Source organism: Mesorhizobium sp. BH1-1-5, from assembly GCF_020165615.1.
Lineage (GTDB): Bacteria > Pseudomonadota > Alphaproteobacteria > Rhizobiales > Rhizobiaceae > Mesorhizobium.
This window is the reverse complement of sequence record NZ_JAIUIM010000009.1, coordinates 149,844-169,016: the sequence shown is the minus strand read 5'-3', so window position 1 is coordinate 169,016 and position 19,173 is coordinate 149,844. Positions and strand designations below refer to the sequence as shown.

16 protein-coding genes are annotated in these 19,173 nt (G+C 64.8%); 5 read left to right on the top strand and 11 right to left on the bottom strand.

What is annotated here, in order from left to right; genetic code table 11:
• Nucleotides 1-35 precede the first annotated feature (35 nt).
• A complete protein-coding gene (locus LB572_RS14490) occupies nt 36-329 on the bottom strand; it encodes a DUF2849 domain-containing protein (RefSeq protein WP_224668187.1) in 294 nt (97 codons plus the stop codon).
• Nucleotides 326-1,789, bottom strand: a complete 1,464-nt coding sequence (cysG, locus tag LB572_RS14485; protein ID WP_224668186.1) for a siroheme synthase CysG — start codon at nt 1,787-1,789, stop codon at nt 326-328. Before cysG ends, LB572_RS14490 begins: the two co-directional genes overlap by 4 nt.
• Nucleotides 1,790-2,206: 417 nt before the next feature.
• Between cysG and LB572_RS14480 the strand changes: the two genes are divergently transcribed.
• Nucleotides 2,207-2,647, top strand: a complete 441-nt coding sequence (locus LB572_RS14480; protein ID WP_224668185.1) for a host attachment protein — start codon at nt 2,207-2,209, stop codon at nt 2,645-2,647.
• Between the two features lie 217 nt (nt 2,648-2,864).
• A complete protein-coding gene (locus LB572_RS14475; RefSeq protein ID WP_224668184.1) occupies nt 2,865-4,664 on the top strand; it encodes a cation:proton antiporter in 1,800 nt (599 codons plus the stop codon).
• Between the two features lie 6 nt (nt 4,665-4,670).
• On the opposite strand, the gene LB572_RS14470 is transcribed toward LB572_RS14475, so the two are convergent.
• Nucleotides 4,671-5,477: an AraC family transcriptional regulator gene (locus tag LB572_RS14470; RefSeq protein WP_224668183.1), complete on the bottom strand. Its 807-nt coding sequence runs from the start codon at nt 5,475-5,477 to the stop codon at nt 4,671-4,673.
• Nucleotides 5,478-5,600: 123 nt separating this feature from the next.
• Here LB572_RS14470 and LB572_RS14465 point away from each other — a divergent pair, with 123 nt between their 5' ends.
• On the top strand, nt 5,601-6,518 hold the full coding sequence (locus tag LB572_RS14465) for a zinc-binding dehydrogenase (RefSeq protein ID WP_224668182.1): 918 nt from the start codon (nt 5,601-5,603) through the stop codon (nt 6,516-6,518).
• Between the two features lie 2 nt (nt 6,519-6,520).
• On the opposite strand, the gene LB572_RS14460 is transcribed toward LB572_RS14465, so the two are convergent.
• The 7 genes from LB572_RS14460 to LB572_RS14430 form a co-directional block, all read right to left on the bottom strand.
• A complete protein-coding gene (locus tag LB572_RS14460) occupies nt 6,521-7,273 on the bottom strand; it encodes an SDR family NAD(P)-dependent oxidoreductase (RefSeq protein WP_140803332.1) in 753 nt (250 codons plus the stop codon).
• Between the two features lie 66 nt (nt 7,274-7,339).
• On the bottom strand, nt 7,340-9,604 hold the full coding sequence (locus tag LB572_RS14455) for a transglycosylase domain-containing protein (RefSeq protein ID WP_224668181.1): 2,265 nt from the start codon (nt 9,602-9,604) through the stop codon (nt 7,340-7,342).
• A gap of 191 nt (nt 9,605-9,795) precedes the next feature.
• Nucleotides 9,796-11,763, bottom strand: coding sequence for an acyltransferase family protein (locus tag LB572_RS14450; protein WP_224668180.1), 1,968 nt, complete (start codon nt 11,761-11,763; stop codon nt 9,796-9,798).
• Nucleotides 11,764-11,813: 50 nt separating this feature from the next.
• Nucleotides 11,814-11,960, bottom strand: coding sequence for a hypothetical protein (locus LB572_RS14445; RefSeq protein ID WP_224668179.1), 147 nt, complete (start codon nt 11,958-11,960; stop codon nt 11,814-11,816).
• Nucleotides 11,961-12,014: 54 nt separating this feature from the next.
• Nucleotides 12,015-12,215, bottom strand: a complete 201-nt coding sequence (locus LB572_RS14440) for a hypothetical protein (protein ID WP_140803336.1) — start codon at nt 12,213-12,215, stop codon at nt 12,015-12,017.
• Nucleotides 12,216-12,281: 66 nt separating this feature from the next.
• Complete coding sequence (locus LB572_RS14435; RefSeq protein ID WP_140803337.1) at nt 12,282-12,905, bottom strand: ribonuclease D; 624 nt, start codon at nt 12,903-12,905, stop codon at nt 12,282-12,284.
• A gap of 124 nt (nt 12,906-13,029) precedes the next feature.
• The gene (locus LB572_RS14430) at nt 13,030-14,415 is read right to left on the bottom strand and encodes a M20/M25/M40 family metallo-hydrolase (RefSeq protein WP_224668178.1); all 1,386 of its coding nucleotides are present in this window, start codon (nt 14,413-14,415) and stop codon (nt 13,030-13,032) included.
• Nucleotides 14,416-14,943: 528 nt separating this feature from the next.
• Here LB572_RS14430 and polA point away from each other — a divergent pair.
• Entirely contained in the window at nt 14,944-17,898 is a 2,955-nt protein-coding gene (polA, locus tag LB572_RS14425; RefSeq protein WP_181179342.1) for a DNA polymerase I, read from the top strand.
• Nucleotides 17,899-17,908: 10 nt separating this feature from the next.
• Complete coding sequence (locus LB572_RS14420; protein ID WP_224668236.1) at nt 17,909-18,529, top strand: LysE family translocator; 621 nt, start codon at nt 17,909-17,911, stop codon at nt 18,527-18,529.
• 97 nt (nt 18,530-18,626) lie between these two features.
• On the opposite strand, the gene LB572_RS14415 is transcribed toward LB572_RS14420, so the two are convergent.
• The gene (locus LB572_RS14415; RefSeq protein WP_041003614.1) at nt 18,627-19,031 is read right to left on the bottom strand and encodes a Fur family transcriptional regulator; all 405 of its coding nucleotides are present in this window, start codon (nt 19,029-19,031) and stop codon (nt 18,627-18,629) included.
• Nucleotides 19,032-19,173 lie beyond the last annotated feature (142 nt).

Below are 19,173 nucleotides of genomic sequence, written 5' to 3'. Positions count from 1 at the left end.
TTTCCAGGCGCGTCCGCCCGTTGCCTTCCTTGGATTTAAGCGGCTCGTTCGGCTTGCTTGCCGAGATCGGGGTGGATGGTCGGGCCCGCGGCGCGGATCTTCTCGCGCAGCCGCACCGGCTCGACCAAACCATCGACAACCGTGACGTCGATCACGTTGACGTCCAGGACTTCATTGTTGGCGGCGGCCGCGGCGCCGATCGCTTCCAGCCGGTCTTCCGCCGCCTTGTCATGGGCGATATCGGCATGACCGACCGTCTCCGCCCAGCCGCCATCGGCGTACCAGACGGCAATGCCGTCGGAGAGCCTGTTCGCGGTCAGTACCTTCATTGCTCAACTCCTTCGGCGACGGCTGACGCCGCGCCCTCATGCCCCGTATCTTCACGTCTATGTGCCGCAAGCGGCTCGGATTGTTCAAAATTGGCGCCGGCAACGGCGTCGCCGATGATCGTCATCACCGGGCCGGTGAGGTCGGCGCGCTCTTCCAGCGACGGCAGGTCGGCCAGCGTGCCGTGGAAACGGCGGCGGGTGCCGAGGCTGGCGTTCTCGACGACGGCGACGGCGGTGTCCGGCGACAGTCCCGCTTCGATCAGCCGGCCGGCGACTTCGGCCGCGACCGAGCGGCCCATATAGACGGCGACGGTCGCACCCGAGATGGCAAGCTTTGCCCAGTCGGGCAGCGAATTGCCCTTGAGATCGTGGCCGGTGGTGAACACCATCGAGGACGAAACGCCGCGCAGCGTCAGCGGCAGCTCGAAATCGGCGGCGGCGGCGAAGGCGGCGGTGACGCCCGGAACCACCTCGTAGGCGATCCCGGCCTCGCGAAGCGCTGCCATTTCCTCGCCGGCGCGTCCGAACACCAGCGGATCGCCGGACTTCAGCCGCACCACGCGCTTGCCGGCGCGGCCCAGCTCGACGAGCAGCGCGTTGATCTCTTCCTGGCTCTTCGAATGGCAGCCCTTGCGCTTGCCGACCGGCAGCCGCTCGGCGTCGCGGCGGCCCATGCCGACGATCGCTTCCGGCACCAGCGCGTCGTAGACGATGGCATCGGCCTCCATCAGCAGGCGATGCGCGCGCAAGGTCAAAAGGTCCTCCGCTCCGGGACCGGCGCCGACCAGCGCGATATATCCCTCGACCGGAGCATCCTGAGCCAGGAGCTCGAGCGCCGCGCCATGCGCTTCGGCGAGCTCGCCGGCTTCGACGGCCCTGGCCGGCGCGCCGGCGAAGAAATCGCTCCAGAAGCGACGGCGGCGATTGCCCTTCGGCAGGCTCTCGGCTGAGGCGCGGAAGGACGCGGCAAGAGCCGCCAGCCGGCCGAGCGACGGCGACAGCATGCGGTCGATGCGCCCGCGCAGCATCTGCGCCAGCACCGGTCCCGCCCCTTCGGTGCCGATGGCAATGGCGACCGGCGCGCGGTTGACCAGCGCCGGGGTGAAGAAATCGCAGAGCTCCGGGCGATCCACGGCGTTGACCGCAATACCCAGCCGGCGCGCGTCCTCGACGACGCGGCGGTCGAGCGCCTCGTCGCCGCTCGCGGCGAACACCAGGGCGGCGCCTTGGAGATGCGCGGCCTCGTAGGCCGCATCGATGTGAACGGCGCCGGTCGACGCGATGAAATCCAGCAGGCCGCCGCCGGCATTGTCGGCAACGATGCGCAGCACCGCGCTCGATTGCGAAAGCAGCCGCGCCTTGGCAAGCGCTTCCTCGCCATTGCCGACGATGGCTACGGCTTCGCCGTCGACCCGCATGAAGACGGGAAAGGTATTGAGCTTGGCGTTGGTTGGCGGCATGGCGATGAGCAATACTGGAACAGTTTGGCAGTTTTACGCAGCCACGCCAAAAACCAGAAGGCAAGCACTCGCGCGCCGCCGAACGGCAGGCAATCGCTTTTTCGCAACCGCGAAAGCCAAGAGAAAAAAATTCTACTTTGAGAATAAAACAGTCAGGGCAGCATAAGAGACCGCCTTGATCCGCCGTAATTTTTAGCGCCGAACTGGGGAAGCCGCAAAACAGTTTTTTCTAAATTCTACTAAGTTAGTAGATTAAAGGCGACCTTGCCGGATCGGCATCCGGCCTCGTCGATTGAGATCATCGAAGCGCCACCGCCAGATCGGAACAATCATGCTCCGCGGCTCGTTTGCCTAGCGATCCATCCTGCCGATCCCGAACTCCATCGGTCGGCAATCACGCGCACAAGGAGGAACGCCATGAGCATCAGGCTGAAGCACGGATTATGGGTCGTCGTGGCCGACGGCGAAAAGGCGCTCTTCCTTCGCAACCAGGGCGACAACAAGTTCCCGAACCTGGAAGTGGTGCAAGAGATGGAGCAGGAGAATCCGGCCACGCGCGAGCAAGGCAGCGACAAGCCGGGCCGCCAGAGCAACGAAGGCCCCCGCGGCGCCGTCGAAGAAACCGATTGGCACCGCCTCGGCAAGGAGCGCTTCGCTGTCGAGATTGCCGACCGGCTGTACAAGCTTGCGCATCGCGGCGCGTTCGACGCGGTCGTGCTGATCGCGCCGCCGCAGGTGCTTGGCGAGATACGCCAGAAACTGCACAAGGAGGTGAGCGGGAAGGTGCAGGCCGAAATCCCCAAGACGCTCACCAACCACACGGTTTCGGATATCGAGAACCTGTTGCAGGCGGCATAAGGCGGCGAAAAGAAAGCGGCTTCGAGGCTGGATCACGTCTCGAAGCCGTCTCTTCGGCGGCGTGGCGTCGATTTTGCGCGGCACACCCCTGCTTCCGCGTCGATTTCTGCGCCGCGGTGGTTGCATCATCGCCGCTCCCTCCACCATATTGCCGAAGGCGACGGCCTTGGCGGGCGCCCATCCGACATCGCGAATCTCGAAAGGCGCTCCATAGACAATGCCGCATGACACTCCCCTTATCGCCACCATCGTCGCCGGTCTGGGGCTTGCTTTCGTCTTCGGGGCTTTAGCCAACCGTTTCCGCATCCCGCCACTTGTCGGCTATCTCGTCGCCGGCGTCCTTGTCGGTCCGAACACGCCCGGCTTCGTCGCCGACGCCAGCCTTGCCAACGAGCTCGCGGAAATCGGCGTCATCCTTTTGATGTTCGGCGTCGGCCTGCATTTTTCGCTGAAGGACCTTCTATCCGTCCGCGCCATCGCCGTGCCGGGCGCCATCGTGCAGATCGGCTTTGCCACGCTGCTCGGTGTCGGGCTTGCCTGGTTGCTCGGCTGGTCGCTGGGCGCCGGCCTGGTCTTCGGCCTGGCGCTTTCGGTAGCTTCGACCGTGGTGCTTTTGCGCGCCCTGCAGGAGCGGCGGCTGATCGAGACCGAACGCGGCCGCATCGCCGTCGGCTGGCTGATCGTCGAGGATCTTGCCATGGTGCTGGCGCTGGTGCTGTTGCCGGCGCTCGCCGGTGTGCTCGGCGGCCAGCCGCAGGTCGATGACCATGCGAGCCTGCTTTCGCTGCCCGCCAGCTACGGCATATGGGGCGTGGTCGGCATCACGCTCGCCAAGGTCGCCGCCTTCGTCGTCGTCATGCTGGTGGTTGGCCGCAGGGTCATTCCGTGGATCCTGCATTACGTCGCCCATACCGGCTCCCGCGAGCTGTTCCGGCTCTCCGTGCTGGCGATTGCGCTCGGCGTCGCCTTCGGCGCGGCGAAGCTGTTCGGCGTCTCGCTGGCGCTCGGCGCCTTCTTCGCCGGCATGATCATGAGCGAGTCCGAGCTCAGCCACCGCGCGGCGGAGGAATCGCTGCCACTGCGCGACGCCTTCTCGGTGCTGTTCTTCGTCTCGGTCGGCATGCTGTTCGACCCGTTCAGCCTGATCAGCAACGGCCTGCCGATCCTCGCCACCTTGGCCATCATCATCATCGGCAAGTCGATCGCGGCCTTCGTCATCGTGATCGCGTTTCGCTATCCGATCGCGACTGCGCTGATGATTTCGGCGAGCCTTGCCCAGATCGGCGAGTTTTCCTTCATCCTGGCCGAGCTTGGCGTCGGCCTGAAACTGTTGCCCGAACAGGGCCGCGACCTGATCCTGGCCGGCGCCATCCTGTCGATCCTGCTCAATCCGCTGATGTTCCTGGTCGTCGACTGGATGAAGCCGTGGCTCGAAAAAGGCGCCGGCAAACCTGCCGCGCCCGAGGAGGTAAGGCCTATCGGTCCGGCGACCGAGCCCGGCCAGGTCGCTTCGGTCCAGGCAGTTCCGGGAAAGGACGACGGCCCGCCGCCGAAAACGACGCTCGCCGGCCACTCCATCCTGATCGGTTATGGCCGCGTCGGCAGCCTAGTGGGGGTCGCGCTGAAGGAAGCCGCCCTGCCCTTCCTGGTCATCGAGGATGCCGACAAGACGCTGGCCAAGCTGAAGGCGGACGGCGTCGAAACCGTCCCCGGCAACGCTGCCAACGCCGATGTCTTCGCGGCCGCCAATCCGGAAGGCGCCAGGCGGCTGATCCTCGCCATCCCCAACGCCTTCGAGGCGGGGCAGGTTGTGCTCAGGGCCCGCGCGGCCAATCCGGCGATCAACGTCATTGCCCGCGCTCATTCCGACGCCGAGGTCGAGCATCTGAAAGGCCTCGGCGCCGATACCGTGATCATGGGCGAGCGCGAGATCGCGCGCGGGATCGTCGAGGCGGTGACCGGCAAGGCCACGGTCCCGGTCGCTTCCGCCATCGAGGTCGACCCGCAACCTGCCTGATCGATATCAGGCCACGAACGCGGAACCGCCATTCTGCGCGATATCGCTGAGATATTTTGCCGGTGGCTTGCCCAGTGCCTTCTTGAACATGGTGATGAAGGCGGTGACGGACTCGTATCCGAGATCGCCCGACACCTGCTGCACGCTGGCGCCGGCGGACAGTTCCCTGAGCGCCACGATCAGATGCAGCTGCTGGCGCCAGCGGCCGAAACTCAAACCCGTCTCCTTGACGACAAGGCGAGCCAGGCTGCTCTCGCTGAGCGCCACGCGATCCGCCCACTCCGCCAGCGTGCTGCGGTTGGCTGGATCGTTTGCCAGCGCTTCGGCGATCCGCCGCAGCCGCGGCTCGGCCGAGATCGGCAAATGCAATTGCTGAACCGGCATGAGCGGCAACTCGGCAAGAAGGACTTTTCCCAGAAAATCGCATCTCGGCTCGTCCGGCGCGCATTCCGACAGCTCGATGATCAGCTCGCGCAGCAGCGGCGAGATCGAAAGCGTGCAGCACTGTTCCGACAGGTCGGTGGCGCCGGGCTCGATATAGACGAAGAAAATCCGGGCGTTCGCCGTCGCGACGTTGCTGTGTTCCATGCGGCTCGGCACCCACACCCCGCAGTGCGGCGGCACCATCCAAAGCCCGCTCGGAACGCGGCAGGTGACGCCGCCGCCGAGCGCGAAGACGAGCTGCCCTTTGCGATGCCAATGTGCCGGTACCTCGGCCCTTCTCTCGGTCACGTCGACGCCGACGACGATCGCCGGCGCGGCCACGTCGTCGACGTCGAAGTTCGACCAGGGCCAGCGTAGCGGCTGCCTCATGCTTGACTGCTTTTAGCGATCATCTGGCTTTATCTCTAAATTCTTCAACCGCGAAAGTCGATAGGTTCGAGCCGTTCCGTCGCGATCGATCGCGACTCCCAGGCGTCATTTCAAAGGTGGTCCATGCTTGCTCTTGCTATCTCTTCAGACAGCTCCAACAGGCTGAAGCTCACCGAGGCTGACGAGCCAAACTGCAACGCGAATGAAGCATTGGTGACTGTTCATGCAACATCGTTGAATCGTGGTGAGCTGCGCCTGCTCGGCATGCGCCCCGACGGCTGGATACCTGGCCAGGACATTGTCGGCATCGTCGAACGCGCGGCGGCCGATGGCTCAGGCCCGGCCGCGGGCGCGCGGGTTGCGGCTTTGGTCGACCAGGCCGGCTGGGCCGAGCGCGTCGCCGTTCCGACCGACCGTCTCGCCGTGCTGCCGGACGCCGTCAGCTTCGCCTCCGCCGCCACGCTCCCGGTGGCGGGCACGACAGCGCTGAGGACCTTGCGTCATGGCGGCGATCTCGCCGGCCAGCGGGTCCTGATCACCGGGGCAAGCGGGGCGGTCGGCCGCTTCCAGATCCAGATCGCCCGCGAGCAAGGCGCTTCGGTGACGGCGATCGCCTCGGCCCGGCACCATGATGATCTTCGCCATCTGGGTGCGGGACAGGTCGCCGAGTCGATCGAACTGGCCGAGGGGCCGTTTTCGCTGATCACCGAGTCGGTCGGCGGCAAAAGCCTCGCCGATGCGATCGGACGCGTGGCACCCGGCGGGACCATCGTCATGTTCGGCTCGAGCAGCGGCGAGCTCACGCCCGTTGGGTTCCGCCAGTTCGTTCCAGGCCACGAAGGCGCGAGGCTTCAGACTTTCGCCTACTACACGTCCGGTTCAGCCATCGGCGCCGACATCGCCTGGCTGTTTGGTTTGGTCGCGGCCGGCCGGCTCGAAACCCGCGTGGCCATGGCCATGCCGTGGACGGACATCGGCCAAGCCCTGGGCGCGCTCAGACAGCGCAGCTTCAGCGGCAAGGCGGTCCTCACAATGGCCTGACGTCACACGTGCTGGCCGCCATTGATGTGGATTTCCGAGCCGGTCACGTAGGACGACTGGCCGGAGCACAGGAAATAGATGATGTCTGCCACTTCCGACGTGGCGCCCAGCCTTCTCAGCGGGATCGCCTCGACTATTCTGTCGGTGCCGGGCGACAGGATCGCGGTGTCGATCTCGCCCGGCGCGATCGCGTTGACGCGGATGCCGTGCGGGCCGAAATCATGCGCCATCTCGCGCGTCAGCGAGCCGAGCGCCGCTTTGGATGTCGCATAGGCCGTGCCGGCGAACGGATGCACCCTGGTGCCGGCGATCGAGGTGACGTTGACGATCGAGCCCTTGGCGGTGGCGAGTTCCTTGAACAGTCCCCTGGCCAGCATGATCGGCGCGAAGAAATTGACCTGGAAGACGTCGCGCCAGACATGCATCGGCGTCTCGATCGAATTCATGCGGCTGTTGCCGTCCTTCAGCTTCGGCGAGATGCCGGCATTGTTGACCAGCGCGTTGAGCTGTCCGCCGTGCGCCTCCAGCCGGTGACGGATTTCCGAAACCGCGATGCCGACATCTTCCTGGTCGGCGAGATCGACCTTGATGTGGTCCTCGGGGCCGGCCGGCCACGGGCAATCCTCGGCGAAAGCCTGGCGCGAGCAGGTGATGACGCGCCAGCCCTCGCGCGAAAAGCGCTTGACCGTCGCATGGCCGATGCCCCGGCTGGCGCCGGTGAGCACGATGGTTTTTCTGCTGTCGATTTCGGCCATGGGCTTGGTCTCCGGCCGGACATGTAGCCGAAGGCGCTTGCCATTACGAGAGGCGAAGTTGCCGCTCTAGCCACCGCCGAGGATGTCGAGGATGGAAGTCTGCCGCTTCTTGGTCGGGCCGCCGACATTGCCGGGCGGCACCGGATGCTTGATCGAGGCGGTCGACCCCTTGTCGCTCGGCATGTCGAAGCCGTCCGCATCGACGGTCTGGGCCGGGCGCGCCTGACGGACCGGCGCCGGCGCCGGAGCGACCGGCTGTGACTGGCCGACGGCCGCGGGCGGTGCTGGCGGCGGCTGCGAGGCGTCCGCCGACGGGATCTCGTCCGGCACGATCGTATCGGACGGCGTCGACTTCCAGGTGCCGGGCAGCGGCCTGACTGGAACGCCCTCATGCGCGGCCACCATGAATTCGTGCCAGGCCTGCGCCGGCAAGGCGCCGCCGGTGACCTTCTTCATCGGGCTGCCGTCGTCATTGCCGAACCACACGCCCGTGGTGAGGTTGGCGGTGTAGCCGACGAACCAGGCGTCGCGCGAATTCTGGCTGGTGCCGGTCTTGCCGGCCGAAGGCCAGTTGAACGCCGCCTTCCTGGCGGTGCCGACCTCGACCGTGCCGGTCATCATCGAGTTCATCATGCCGACGATATCGGCCTTGATGACGCGCGGCGCGCTGCCGGTGCTGCCCTCGTAGAGCACCTTGCCGCTGGCGGTGGTGATGCGCTGGATGAAGTGGATGTCGGGCTTGTAGCCGCCATTGGCGAAAGGCACGTAGGCCGAGGTCAATTCCAGCGGCGTCACTTCCGACGTGCCGAGCGCGATCGAGGTGTTGGCTTGCAGGTCGGACTGGATGCCCATGCGATGCGCCGCCTCGACCACGGCGTCGGGCCCGACCTCCATGGTGAGCTGCGCCGCCACCGAATTCAGCGACTTGGCCAGCGCCGTCGCCAGCGTGACCTTGCCGTAATATTTGCCGCCATAATTGTCCGGCGTCCATTTGCCTATTTTGATCGGCGCGTCGTTGCGGATGCTGTCCGGCGTGCGGCCGGCCTCGAGCGCCGCCATGTAGACGAAGGGTTTGAAGGCCGAGCCTGGCTGCCGGCGCGCTTCCGAGGCGCGGTCGAACTGGCTGGTCGAATAATCATAGCCGCCGACCATGGCGCGCACCGCACCGGAATCGTCGATCGACACCAGCGCGCCTTGGCTGACGTTGAGCTTCTTGCCGCTCTCGTCGATCAGCCGGCGGATCGACTGTTCGGCAAGCTTCTGCAGGTTGAGGTCGACGGTGGTGTTGATGACGATGTCGCCGCGCACGTCGCCGATCAGGTCGGGAAGTTCGTCCATCACCGTGTCGGCGACGTAGTTTTCCGAGCCGGTCCAGTAGGACGGCGCGCGCGTCGCTGGCGCGCTCAGCGCGGTCTTGTATTCCTTGTCGCTGATCTTGCCGGTCTCGCGCATGGCCGCGAGCACCAGCTGCGCCCGCTCCTCGGCCGCCTTCGGATCGCGCGCCGGCGACAGCTTGGACGGCGCCTTGAGCAGGCCAGCCAGCAACGCGGCTTCCGAAAGCGTCACGTCGCGCGCGCTCTTGCCGAAATAGCGCCGCGAAGCCGCCTCGACGCCATAGGCGCCCGAGCCGAAATAGACCCGGTTGAGGTACATTTCCAGGATCTGGTCCTTGCTGTGCTTGTGCTCGAGCCAGAGCGCGAGCAGCACTTCCTGCACCTTGCGCTCCAGCGTGCGGTCCGGCGTCAGGAACAGGTTCTTCGCCAGCTGCTGCGTCAGCGTCGAGCCGCCCTGCGAGAAATGCCCGCCTAGAAGGTTGGTGACCATGGCGCGCGACAGGCCGATCGGGTCGATGCCGAAATGCGAGTAGAAGCGGCGGTCCTCGATGGCGACGACGGCCTCCGGGATATAGGGCGACATTTGGTGCAGGCCGACGGCCTCGCCGCCCGACGCGCCGCGATTGGCGATCAGGTTGCCATCGACCGAGACGATCTTGATGTTGGGCGCGCGGTCGGGAACCGACCACGTCGTCGCCGCCGGCATCTTGGCGCCGTAATAGACGACGACGCCGGCCGCCGCGATGCCGCCCCAGATGCACAGCACGAAGCACCAGTAGACCAGGCGGGTAGCGATGCCGAGCAGCCCGCGCCGGCTTTCGCTTCGACCACGGCCGCGGCCGCGCGATTTCGCCTTAGCGGATTTACCCCTGGAAGCGGATTTACGGCTGCCCGGCACGACGCGATCCTCCTCGCTGACCGAAAAGCCTTCGGAGGATTTCGCGCGCGGCGATCCCTCGAAGCTCGGTTCGATGCGACTGTCTCTGCGGTTCGCCATACGCTCTTGCTTGCTGCCCCGGTGCCGATGGCGTTCGGGTTGAAGACTAGATGCGGCGGTTTAAAGGCGGGTTAAAGCAGGGTTTATGCAGCCTTTTGAAAACCCTTACGATTTTCTAAATCACGTCTCGCGCTATCTTTCGCAGTCGGGTCGACCGCCCTGCACGACGCCGTATCATTGCGAGTGGTTGCTCAAAGCCCCGCTGCCTTGGCCAGATAGGGTGCCAGCGCCAGGGCGTAGGTTGCCGTCAGATGATGGTTGTCGCGCAAGACGACGATGTTGCCGACCACTGCCGGGCAGCTCTCCTTGCCGCATAGCGCATCGTTCATGTCGACCACGCTCACCCCCGCCACGGACCGGGCGGCGAGCGCATAGATGTTTTCCCGTTCGACCTCGCTGCGCGGGTTGACGCATTTGCCGGGATCTGTCCCCAGGCAATTGCGCGGATCGAACAGGCTGAAAGGTGTATTGCGGATCGCGACGACGCGCACGCCCTGCCCGGTGAGCTCGCTCCAGACGCTGCGCAACCCCTCGATCATCGCGTCCTGCGCAACGCTGGTATAATTGCTCTGGCTGGTGATCACGAAATCGGGCTTCAATTTTTCAATTTCGGCGACAACCTTCTCCCGCCACAGCGCGCACTCTTCATACGGCCTGCCGTCGTTAAGGATGGTGACCCGGGTTACCGGGCATGCCGCCTTGGTGAAGGTGACGAGCTTCCATTTTCTGTCTTTGGCGATTTTGTCGACCGCCGGCACCCATTGCGCCGCGTGGGAATCGCCCATCACGACAATGGTCCTCGTCCCGGTCGGGTCCCCGAGCTGGCAACCGGTCGCGTCGATGCCCTTCCGCTCCTGATGACATTTCAACCTGTAAATGACGGGCAAGTCGCTGCCGATCTTGCTCAAGGGAGGCAGCGGCTTGACGCCCTCGGGGACGACGGCGTTCGCCAGCAAGGCCGCGGGCCCTGGATAATTCGGCGTTCCGATCAGGCTGATATCGATGGGCTGCCGGTCGATCGCATAGACAAGTCCGCCCGCCACCGCCACGCACAACCCCACCGCAACCGTGCCGTCGATCAGCGGTCGCCACGCCAGTGACGAGCGCGAATGGCGATAGGGCTGTTCGACCAAGCGATAGGAGAGGCCGGAAACGGCCAGGGTGGCGATGATCAGCGCAACGCCATCGAGAAGGCCGATCGCGCCGCGCTGCGCCGCATAGAAAATGATCAGCGGCCAATGCCACAGATAAATCGAATAGGAGCGATCGCCGATATAGCGCAGCGCGGCGATGTCGAGGCCACGGAAGCGGCCGATGCGTATGCTGCCGGCGGCAATGACCAAGGCCGCGCCGAGCGTCGGCAGCAGTGCCTTGAAGCCTGGAAAATCGGTCGACCTCGTAAACAGGATCGCCGACGCAAGCATCGCCAGCATGCCGGCGACAGCCATCCCCGTCCGGGCACGCCCGCTCGGCTGGAACCTGTCGAGGGTCAGCGCCAGCAGGCCGCCAAGGGCCAGTTCCCAGACCCGCGTGTGGGTGACGAAATAGGCCCATGCCGGATCGGATCGGGTGAGAGCGACGGAAGCCGCGAGCGAGCCCGCCAGGATCGCGCCGAGCACGAAGGTGAGCATTTGCACCGGTGAATACCCGCGACGCCTGGCCCACCACAGCGCGGCGATCATCAGCACTGGCCAGACGATGTAGAACTGCTCCTCGATCGACAGCGACCAGAAATGCTGCACCGGGCTTGGCGCATCCTCGGCGCCGAGATAGTCAACGGCCTGCTCGGCAAGCCGCCAGTTCTGCACGTAGAGTGCGCTTGCGATCACCTGCCTGGCGGTTTCTTCCCACCAGGCGTCCGATACGAACAGCAGCGTTCCCGCGAGCGTGACGAAGAGCGCGACGATCGCCGCCGGCAGCAACCGCCTGACCCGGCGCGTGTAAAAGCCGACAAGCGAGATGCCGCCGTCGCTGAGCGCCATGCGCGTGAGCAGCCCGGTGATAAGGAAGCCGGAGATAACGAAGAAGATGTCGACCCCGACATAACCGCCGGGAAGCGCTGTCGGCCAGATGTGGAAGATCACCACAAAGGCCACGGCAAGCCCGCGCAGCCCCTGTATTTCCGGCCGAAATCCCCCCGGCGCAATGTCGTCTCGCAAAGTCAGTCTAGCCCCTCACGGCGCCGGCTCGTCCCGGCCGGCCACCGTGGTCAATTCTGCTGGATCGAAATACCCTTGTCGTCGATCTTGAGCTCGACGCCTTTCGGCTTGGTCTGCTCGCGATAGACATAGATGCCGAGCGCGATGATCACCGCGAGCAGCGCCCCGATGATGAGATAGAGCGTGTTCTGCCTCATTGCGCCCCCTTGTTTCGGTCGAGACCCGCCTTGAAGCTCGCAGGCGGCGGTCGCCTACTGGTCGTCGTCCTCGGATGCCGGACGCCAGCTCGTCGGGTCGACCTTCTTTTGCGTGTCGCTGTCGGTGTAGACCCACCAGCCGCCGTCGCGATACTGGCCGATGGATTCGTTGACGACGCCGTCGCCGTCCTTCCACAGGATGGTGACCTTCGAGCCGTCCTTCGGCGCGCTTTCTATCGGTTTGCGCTCTGCCATCTCACTTCCTCCACGAACCGGCCCTCCATAGGCCGGCATGAACGTATCCGGACGCGCCGGGTTCCGTCAGCTGTGCGCGAAGATGTCTTCCTCGGCCCAGCCCATCAGGTCCAGCTTGGCGCGCGTCGGCAGGAAACGGAAGCAGGCGTCCGCCTCCTTGGTGCGGTTTTCGCGCGCCAGGCGCGCCGCCAGCACCTCGCGCAGGCGATGCAGGTAGAGCACGTCGGAAGCGGCATATTCGAGCTGTTCGGGCGAGAGCGTTTCCGTCGCCCAGTCCGAGGATTGCTGCGCCTTGGACAGGCCGATGCCGAGCAGCTCGTTGCACAGATCCTTCAGCCCGTGGCGGTCGGTATAGGTACGGGTCAGCCGCGAGGCGATCTTGGTGCAGAACACCGGCTCCGCCATGACGCCGAAGGCATTGTAGAGCACTGCGATGTCGAAGCGGCCGTAATGGAACAGCTTGGTGATCGCGCGGTTCCTGAGCAGGCTGACGAGGTTCGGCGCCTTCTTCTGGCCAGGCGCGATCTGGATGACGTCGGCGCTGCCGTCGCCCGGCGAGATCTGCACCACGCAGAGTCGGTCGCGATGCGGGTTGAGCCCCAGCGTTTCCGTGTCGATGGCGACCGCCCCGACATTGTAGCGGGTGAGGTCGGGCAAATCGTTTTTATGGAAACGGATGTCTGCGGTCATTCTCTTCTCCGGATCGCGATCTGCAGCGCCGCGCATCTCTTGGGATGCGGCAAAGGACGCTGTATAAAAACTAGAAAGCCCGTCCTTGCCGCGATCCGGTGAAAAATCAACCAAAACTTGTCGTTTAGCGTGTCAGCGCATCGAGGATTCGCGCCCAGGACCGCTGCCCCTTGTGGAAGGAGGTCAGCTCGTATTTCTCGTTCGGCGAGTGGATGCGGTCGTCGTCGAGGCCGAAGCCGACCAGCAGCGATTCCATGCCGAGATAGGTCTGGAAATCGCCGACCACGGGAATCGAGCCGCCGCCGCCGGTGGTGATCGCCTGCTTTTCCCATTCGTCGGACAGGGCGTCCTTGGCCTTGGCCAGGAACGGCGAGTCGTAGGAAAGCTGGATCGCCGGCGAGCCGCCATGCGGGTGGAATTCGACCGAGCAGTCGCCGGGGATGCGTTCGCGCACGAAGGCCTGGAAGGCGGCGCGGATTTTCTTCGGATCCTGCTTGTGGACGAGCCGGAACGATACTTTGGCCGACGCTTCCGCCGCGATCACCGTCTTGAAACCCTTGCCGGTGTAGCCGCCGATGATACCGTTGAATTCCGCCGTCGGCCGCGCCCAGGTGAGCTCGAGCACCGGGCGGCCCTTTTCGCCGGCCGGAATGGAGAGACCGACCGGTCGGAGGAAGGTCTCGGCCGTCTCGCCGAGCCCTTCCCAGGACTTCAGCACCTGCGAAGGCGTCTCCTCGACCCCGTCATAGAAGCCTGGAATCGTGACGTGGCCGTCCTTATCGTGAACATCGGCCAGCACCTTGGCCAGGATGCGGATCGGATTGGCGGCGGGACCGCCATACAGGCCCGAATGCAGGTCGCGGTTGGCCGCCTTGACGGTGACCTCCTCGCCCACCATGCCGCGCAGCGACACGCAGATCGACGGCGTCTCGCGGTTCCACATGCTGGTGTCGCAGACCAGCGCGAAATCCGCCTTCAGCTCGGCGGCGTTGGCTTCCAGGAACGGCTTCAGCGACGGCGAGCCGGATTCCTCCTCGCCCTCGAACAGGATGGTGACGCGGCACGGCAGGTTGCCATGCACCTGCTTCCAGGCGCGGCATGCCTCGACGAAGGTCATCAGCTGTCCCTTGTCGTCGGCCGAGCCGCGGCCGGTGATCACCTTGCGTCCAGGCTCGGTCTCCTTGATCGAGGGCGCGAACGGATCGGTTTCCCACAATTCGATCGGATCGACCGGCTGGACGTCGTAGTGGCCGTAGAACAGCACATGCGGGGAGCCTGCCGGTCCCTCGTGATGCGCCACCACCATCGGATGTCCGGGCGTGTCGCGGATACTGGCATCGAAGCCGATCAACTTCAGCTCGGCGACCAGCCATTCCGCGCCCTTGCGGCAGTCGGCGGCAAAGGCCGGGTCGGTGGAAATCGACTTGATGCCGAGCAGGCCGAACAGCCGCTCCAGGCTCTGGTCGAGATTCTGGTCGAGACGGTCGAGGACAGGGGCGATTCTGGACATTGGCGGGCCTTTCGATTTTTCGGGCCGACCCTAAAGGTCCGCGCCGGAAACGAAAAGCCGCGATCGTTGGACCAAGCGCGGGAATGCCTGCCGGAACATAAAAGAAGACCGCCGTGGTGGAGGGGGAACCACGGCGGTCTCTACTCGAAACGATGCGGCAGCCCGGAGAGGGGGGATAGGCTGCCGCAGTTTGCCCGGGATAGGCGGGGGACGGGCCTTACTCCGGACTTCGGCGAAAACTGCCGATGACGTGTATTTGGGTCTTTGAACATGGCGATTCAAGGGCATGAAAATTACACTTTTGTAACATGCCCGTGAGCGGCGGATTCCGTGCATGTCGCCCAAAAGTGTGAAGCGGTTTTGGGAAAGCGACATGCACGAAGAAAAATGACCCAAAGCGCGTCGCCTGAATCCGTTTCCGCGCGACGCGTCTTGCCGGACAGGATCTGTCAGGGGTGTTGCCCGAACCGGTGGGTTCCTCCGCCTTTGGCATGGACCGCGAGGCCCTGCCGCGCTATCCCTGCCGGCATGAAAAAAGGCGATCACCTCTTCCTCGTCGACGGCTCCGGCTACATTTTTCGCGCCTATCACGCGCTGCCGCCGCTCAACCGCAAATCCGACGGCCTGCCGACCAACGCCGTGCTCGGCTTCTGCAACATGGTTTGGAAGCTGGTGCAGGACGCCCGCAATACCAATGTGGGTGTGGTGCCGACGCATTTCGCCGTCATCTTCGACTATTCCTCGAAAACCTTCCGCAGCGAGCTCTATCCCGAGTACAAGGCGAACCGTTCGGCGCCGCCGGAAGACCTGATCCCGCAATTCGGCTTGATCCGCCAGGCGACCGTGGCCTTCAACCTGCCCTGCATCGAGATGGAAGGCTTCGAGGCCGACGACATCATCGCCACCTATTCTCGGCTCGCTCGTGAAGCCGGCGCCGACGCTACCATCATCTCGTCGGACAAGGATTTGATGCAACTGGTTGGTCCGACGGTCGGCATGTACGACCCGATGAAGGACCGCCAGATCGGCATTCCCGAGGTGATCGAGAAATGGGGCGTGCCGCCCGAGAAGATGATCGACCTGCAGGCCCTGACCGGCGACTCGGTCGACAATGTGCCGGGCGTGCCCGGCATCGGCCCGAAGACCGCGGCGCAATTGCTGGAACAGTTCGGAGACCTCGACGGGCTGCTGGCGCGTGCCGGCGAGATCAAGCAGGACAAGCGGCGCGAGACCATCATCGCCAATGCCGACAAGGCGCGCATCTCGCGCGAGCTGGTGACGCTGAAGAACGACGTGCCGATGAAGGAAGGGCTTGACGACCTGGTCCTGCATGATCCGGACGGGCCTAGGCTGATCGGCTTCCTGAAGACGATGGAATTCACCACCCTGACGCGACGCGTCGCCGAGGCGACCGCGACCGAGATCGGCGATGTCCAGGCTTCCGCCGTCACCGTCGAGCGCGCCGATACCGCGCATGGTCCCGATGTCGGCGCCGGCGCACCGCCGAGACAGCCGGCACCTGAATCGAACGGCGCCGCGAAACCTGCCATAAGGGGCGAGGACGCGCCGCCGCAGGGCGATACCCCATCGCTCCTCTCGGCGCTGCGGCTGGAACAGGCGACCTCGCGCAAGATCGACCCCTCGGCCTATGGCGCCATCCGCGATGCGGCGGCGCTCAAGGCCTGGATTGCCGAAGCCCGCGACGCCGGCGTCGTTGCTTTGGACGCCGAGACCTCCTCGTCCGACCCGATGCAGGCCGACCTCATCGGCCTTTCGATCGCGATCGCGCCGGGCCGCGCAGCCTATGTGCCGCTCGCCCACAAGAGCGGCAACGGCGACCTGCTCGGCGGCGGCATGCTGGAGAACCAGATCCCGGTCCGCGAGGCGCTGGCGCTGCTCAAGCCGCTGCTCGAGGACCGTTCGGTCCTGAAAATCGTGCAGGATATGAAATACGACATCGTCGTGATGAGCCGGCACGGCATCGAGGTCGGGCCGTTCGACGACACGATGCTGATCTCCTACGTGCTCGACGCCGGCACCTCCGGCGGCCACGATCTCGCCTCGCTTTCGGAAAAGTGGCTCGGCCACGCGCCGGCGGTGAAAAAGGAACTCGCCGGTTCGGGCAAGAACGCCATCGGCTTCGACCAGGTCGATATCGAGCGTGCGACGAAATATGCTGCCGAGCAAGCCGACCTGGCGCTGCAGCTGTGGCAGGTGCTGAAGCCGAGGCTCGCGGCCAAGGGGCTGGTTTCCGTCTACGAACGGCTGGAACGGCCGCTGGTGCCCGTGCTGGCCCGCATGGAGCAGCGCGGCATTTCGGTCGATCGCCAGATCCTGTCGCGACTTTCGGGCGAATTGGCGCAGGGCGCTGCCCGCGCCGAGGAAGAGATCTACGGGCTCGTCGGCGAGCGCATCAACATCGGCTCGCCGAAGCAGCTCGGCGACATATTGTTCGGCAAGATGGGCCTGCCGGGCGGCTCGAAGACCAAGACCGGCCAATGGTCGACCTCGGCGCAGCTGTTGGAAGACCTCGCCGCCGAAGGCCACGAGCTGCCGCGCAAGATCGTCGACTGGCGCCAGCTGACCAAGCTGAAATCGACCTATACCGACGCGCTGCCGGGCTTCATCAATCCAAGCACCAAACGCGTCCACACCTCATACGCGCTCGCCGCGACCACGACCGGGCGGCTGTCGTCCTCCGATCCCAATCTGCAGAACATTCCGGTGCGCACGGCCGAAGGCCGCAAGATCAGGACCGCCTTCATCGCCGAAAAGGGCCACAAGCTGGTCTCGGCCGATTACAGCCAGATCGAGTTGCGCGTGCTCGCCCATGTCGCCGAGATCCCGCAGCTCAAGCAGGCTTTCGCCGACGGCGCCGACATCCATGCCATCACCGCGTCGGAGATGTTCAACGTGCCGGTCGAGGGCATGCCGTCGGAAGTGCGCCGCCGCGCCAAGGCGATCAATTTCGGCATCATCTACGGCATCTCGGCCTTCGGCCTCGCCAACCAGCTGTCGATCCCGCGCGACGAGGCGAGCGCCTACATCAAGCGCTATTTCGAGCGTTTCCCGGGCATCCGCGACTATATCGAGGAAACCAAGGCCTATGCGCGCGAGCACGGCTTCGTCGAAACCATCTTCGGCCGCCGCATCCACTATCCGGAGATAAGGTCGTCCAACCCGTCGATCCGCGCCTTCAACGAGCGCGCCTCGATCAACGCCAGGCTGCAGGGCACCGCCGCCGACATCATCCGCCGCGCCATGGTGCATATGGAAGAAGCGCTGGACAAGGCGAAGCTGTCGGCCCGCATGCTGTTGCAGGTGCATGACGAACTGATCTTCGAGACGGTGGAAGCGGAGGTCGAAGCGACGATTCCCGTGGTGCGCAAGGTTATGGAGAACGCGCCGATGCCGGCGGTCTCGATGTCGGTGCCGCTGCATGTCGATGCGCGCGCGGCGAACAACTGGGACGAGGCGCACTGATGTGAGCGAGATGCTGCCGCTCTCGACGGCCACATTGCTCTCCTTTGCGCTGGCAGCCCTGCTGATCGAGCTGACGCCCGGGCCGAACATGACCTATCTGGCGCTGGTTTCGGCCAATGACGGCCGTCGCGCCGGCTTCGCCACGGTCGCCGGCATTGCGCTGGGGCTCGCCGTCATCGGTGGCATCGCCGCCTTCGGTGTCGCCGAGCTGATCCAGGCTTCCAGGCTGCTCTACGAAGGTCTTCGCTGGGCGGGCACGCTGTTTCTTCTCTATCTGGCCTGGGAAGGCTGGACGGCCGGCACGGATGTGGTATCGGCCAAGAGCGTGCCGGACGGCAAGTATTTCAGGCGCGGACTTGTCACCAACCTGCTTAACCCGAAAGCAGCGATCTTCTACATCGCGGTGCTTCCGACATTCATCGAGGCCGACCGGCCGGCACTGGCCCAGACCGCATTGCTGACGACCATCTATGTCGCCATTGCGACCGCCATCCATGCGATCATCGTGATTTTGGCGGGCACCTTGGAACCATTCCTCAACGATCCGCGCCGCGAGAGCATCGCCCGCAAGGTTCTCTCCGCCATGCTGGCGCTGGTGGCGATCTGGTTCGCCTGGTCGACGGCGCGCTAGAGCAATTCCAGGAAAAGTGCGCAGCGGTTTTCCGTCCGGAATCGCGCAAGAACAAAGAGTTGGAGCAGGGCAGCGATTCTTTAGCCGCCCAGATATTTCAGGCAGCCTCGGCCCTACACTTGGCGCAAACACCGCGAAACTCGATCACGGCCTTCTTGGCGGCAAAGCCCGTCGAGCGCACCCATTCGTCCAGCCGATGGTCGACGTCGTGGTCGGACATCTCGGTCACCTGGCCGCAATTGTCGCAGATGGCGAAGGCGGTCATCGAATGGCTGTGGTCATGCGGCTCGGCGCAGGCGACGAAGGAGTTGAGGCTTTCCAGCCGGTGCACGAAACCGGACTTCACCAGCGTGTCGAGCGCGCGATAGACCTGCAACGGGGCGCGGAAACCGCGCTCGCGCAGCTGGTCGAGCAGCGTATAGGCGCTGAGCGGCCCGCTCGACGCCTCGAGCTTCTCGAGCACGCAGAGCTGGTTCTTGGTCAGCGCATCTCTTGCCGTCATCTTGTTCGCCCAACCGACGCTCGCGCGAAATCTCGCATGCGAACGACTTCAATTCCCCTGAGATAGCGACGAACGAGTGATTTTGCCACTGTTTCCGCAGCGCGCCCCTTCCGAGCTGCGCGGACGGAGATAGTTCGCCGGC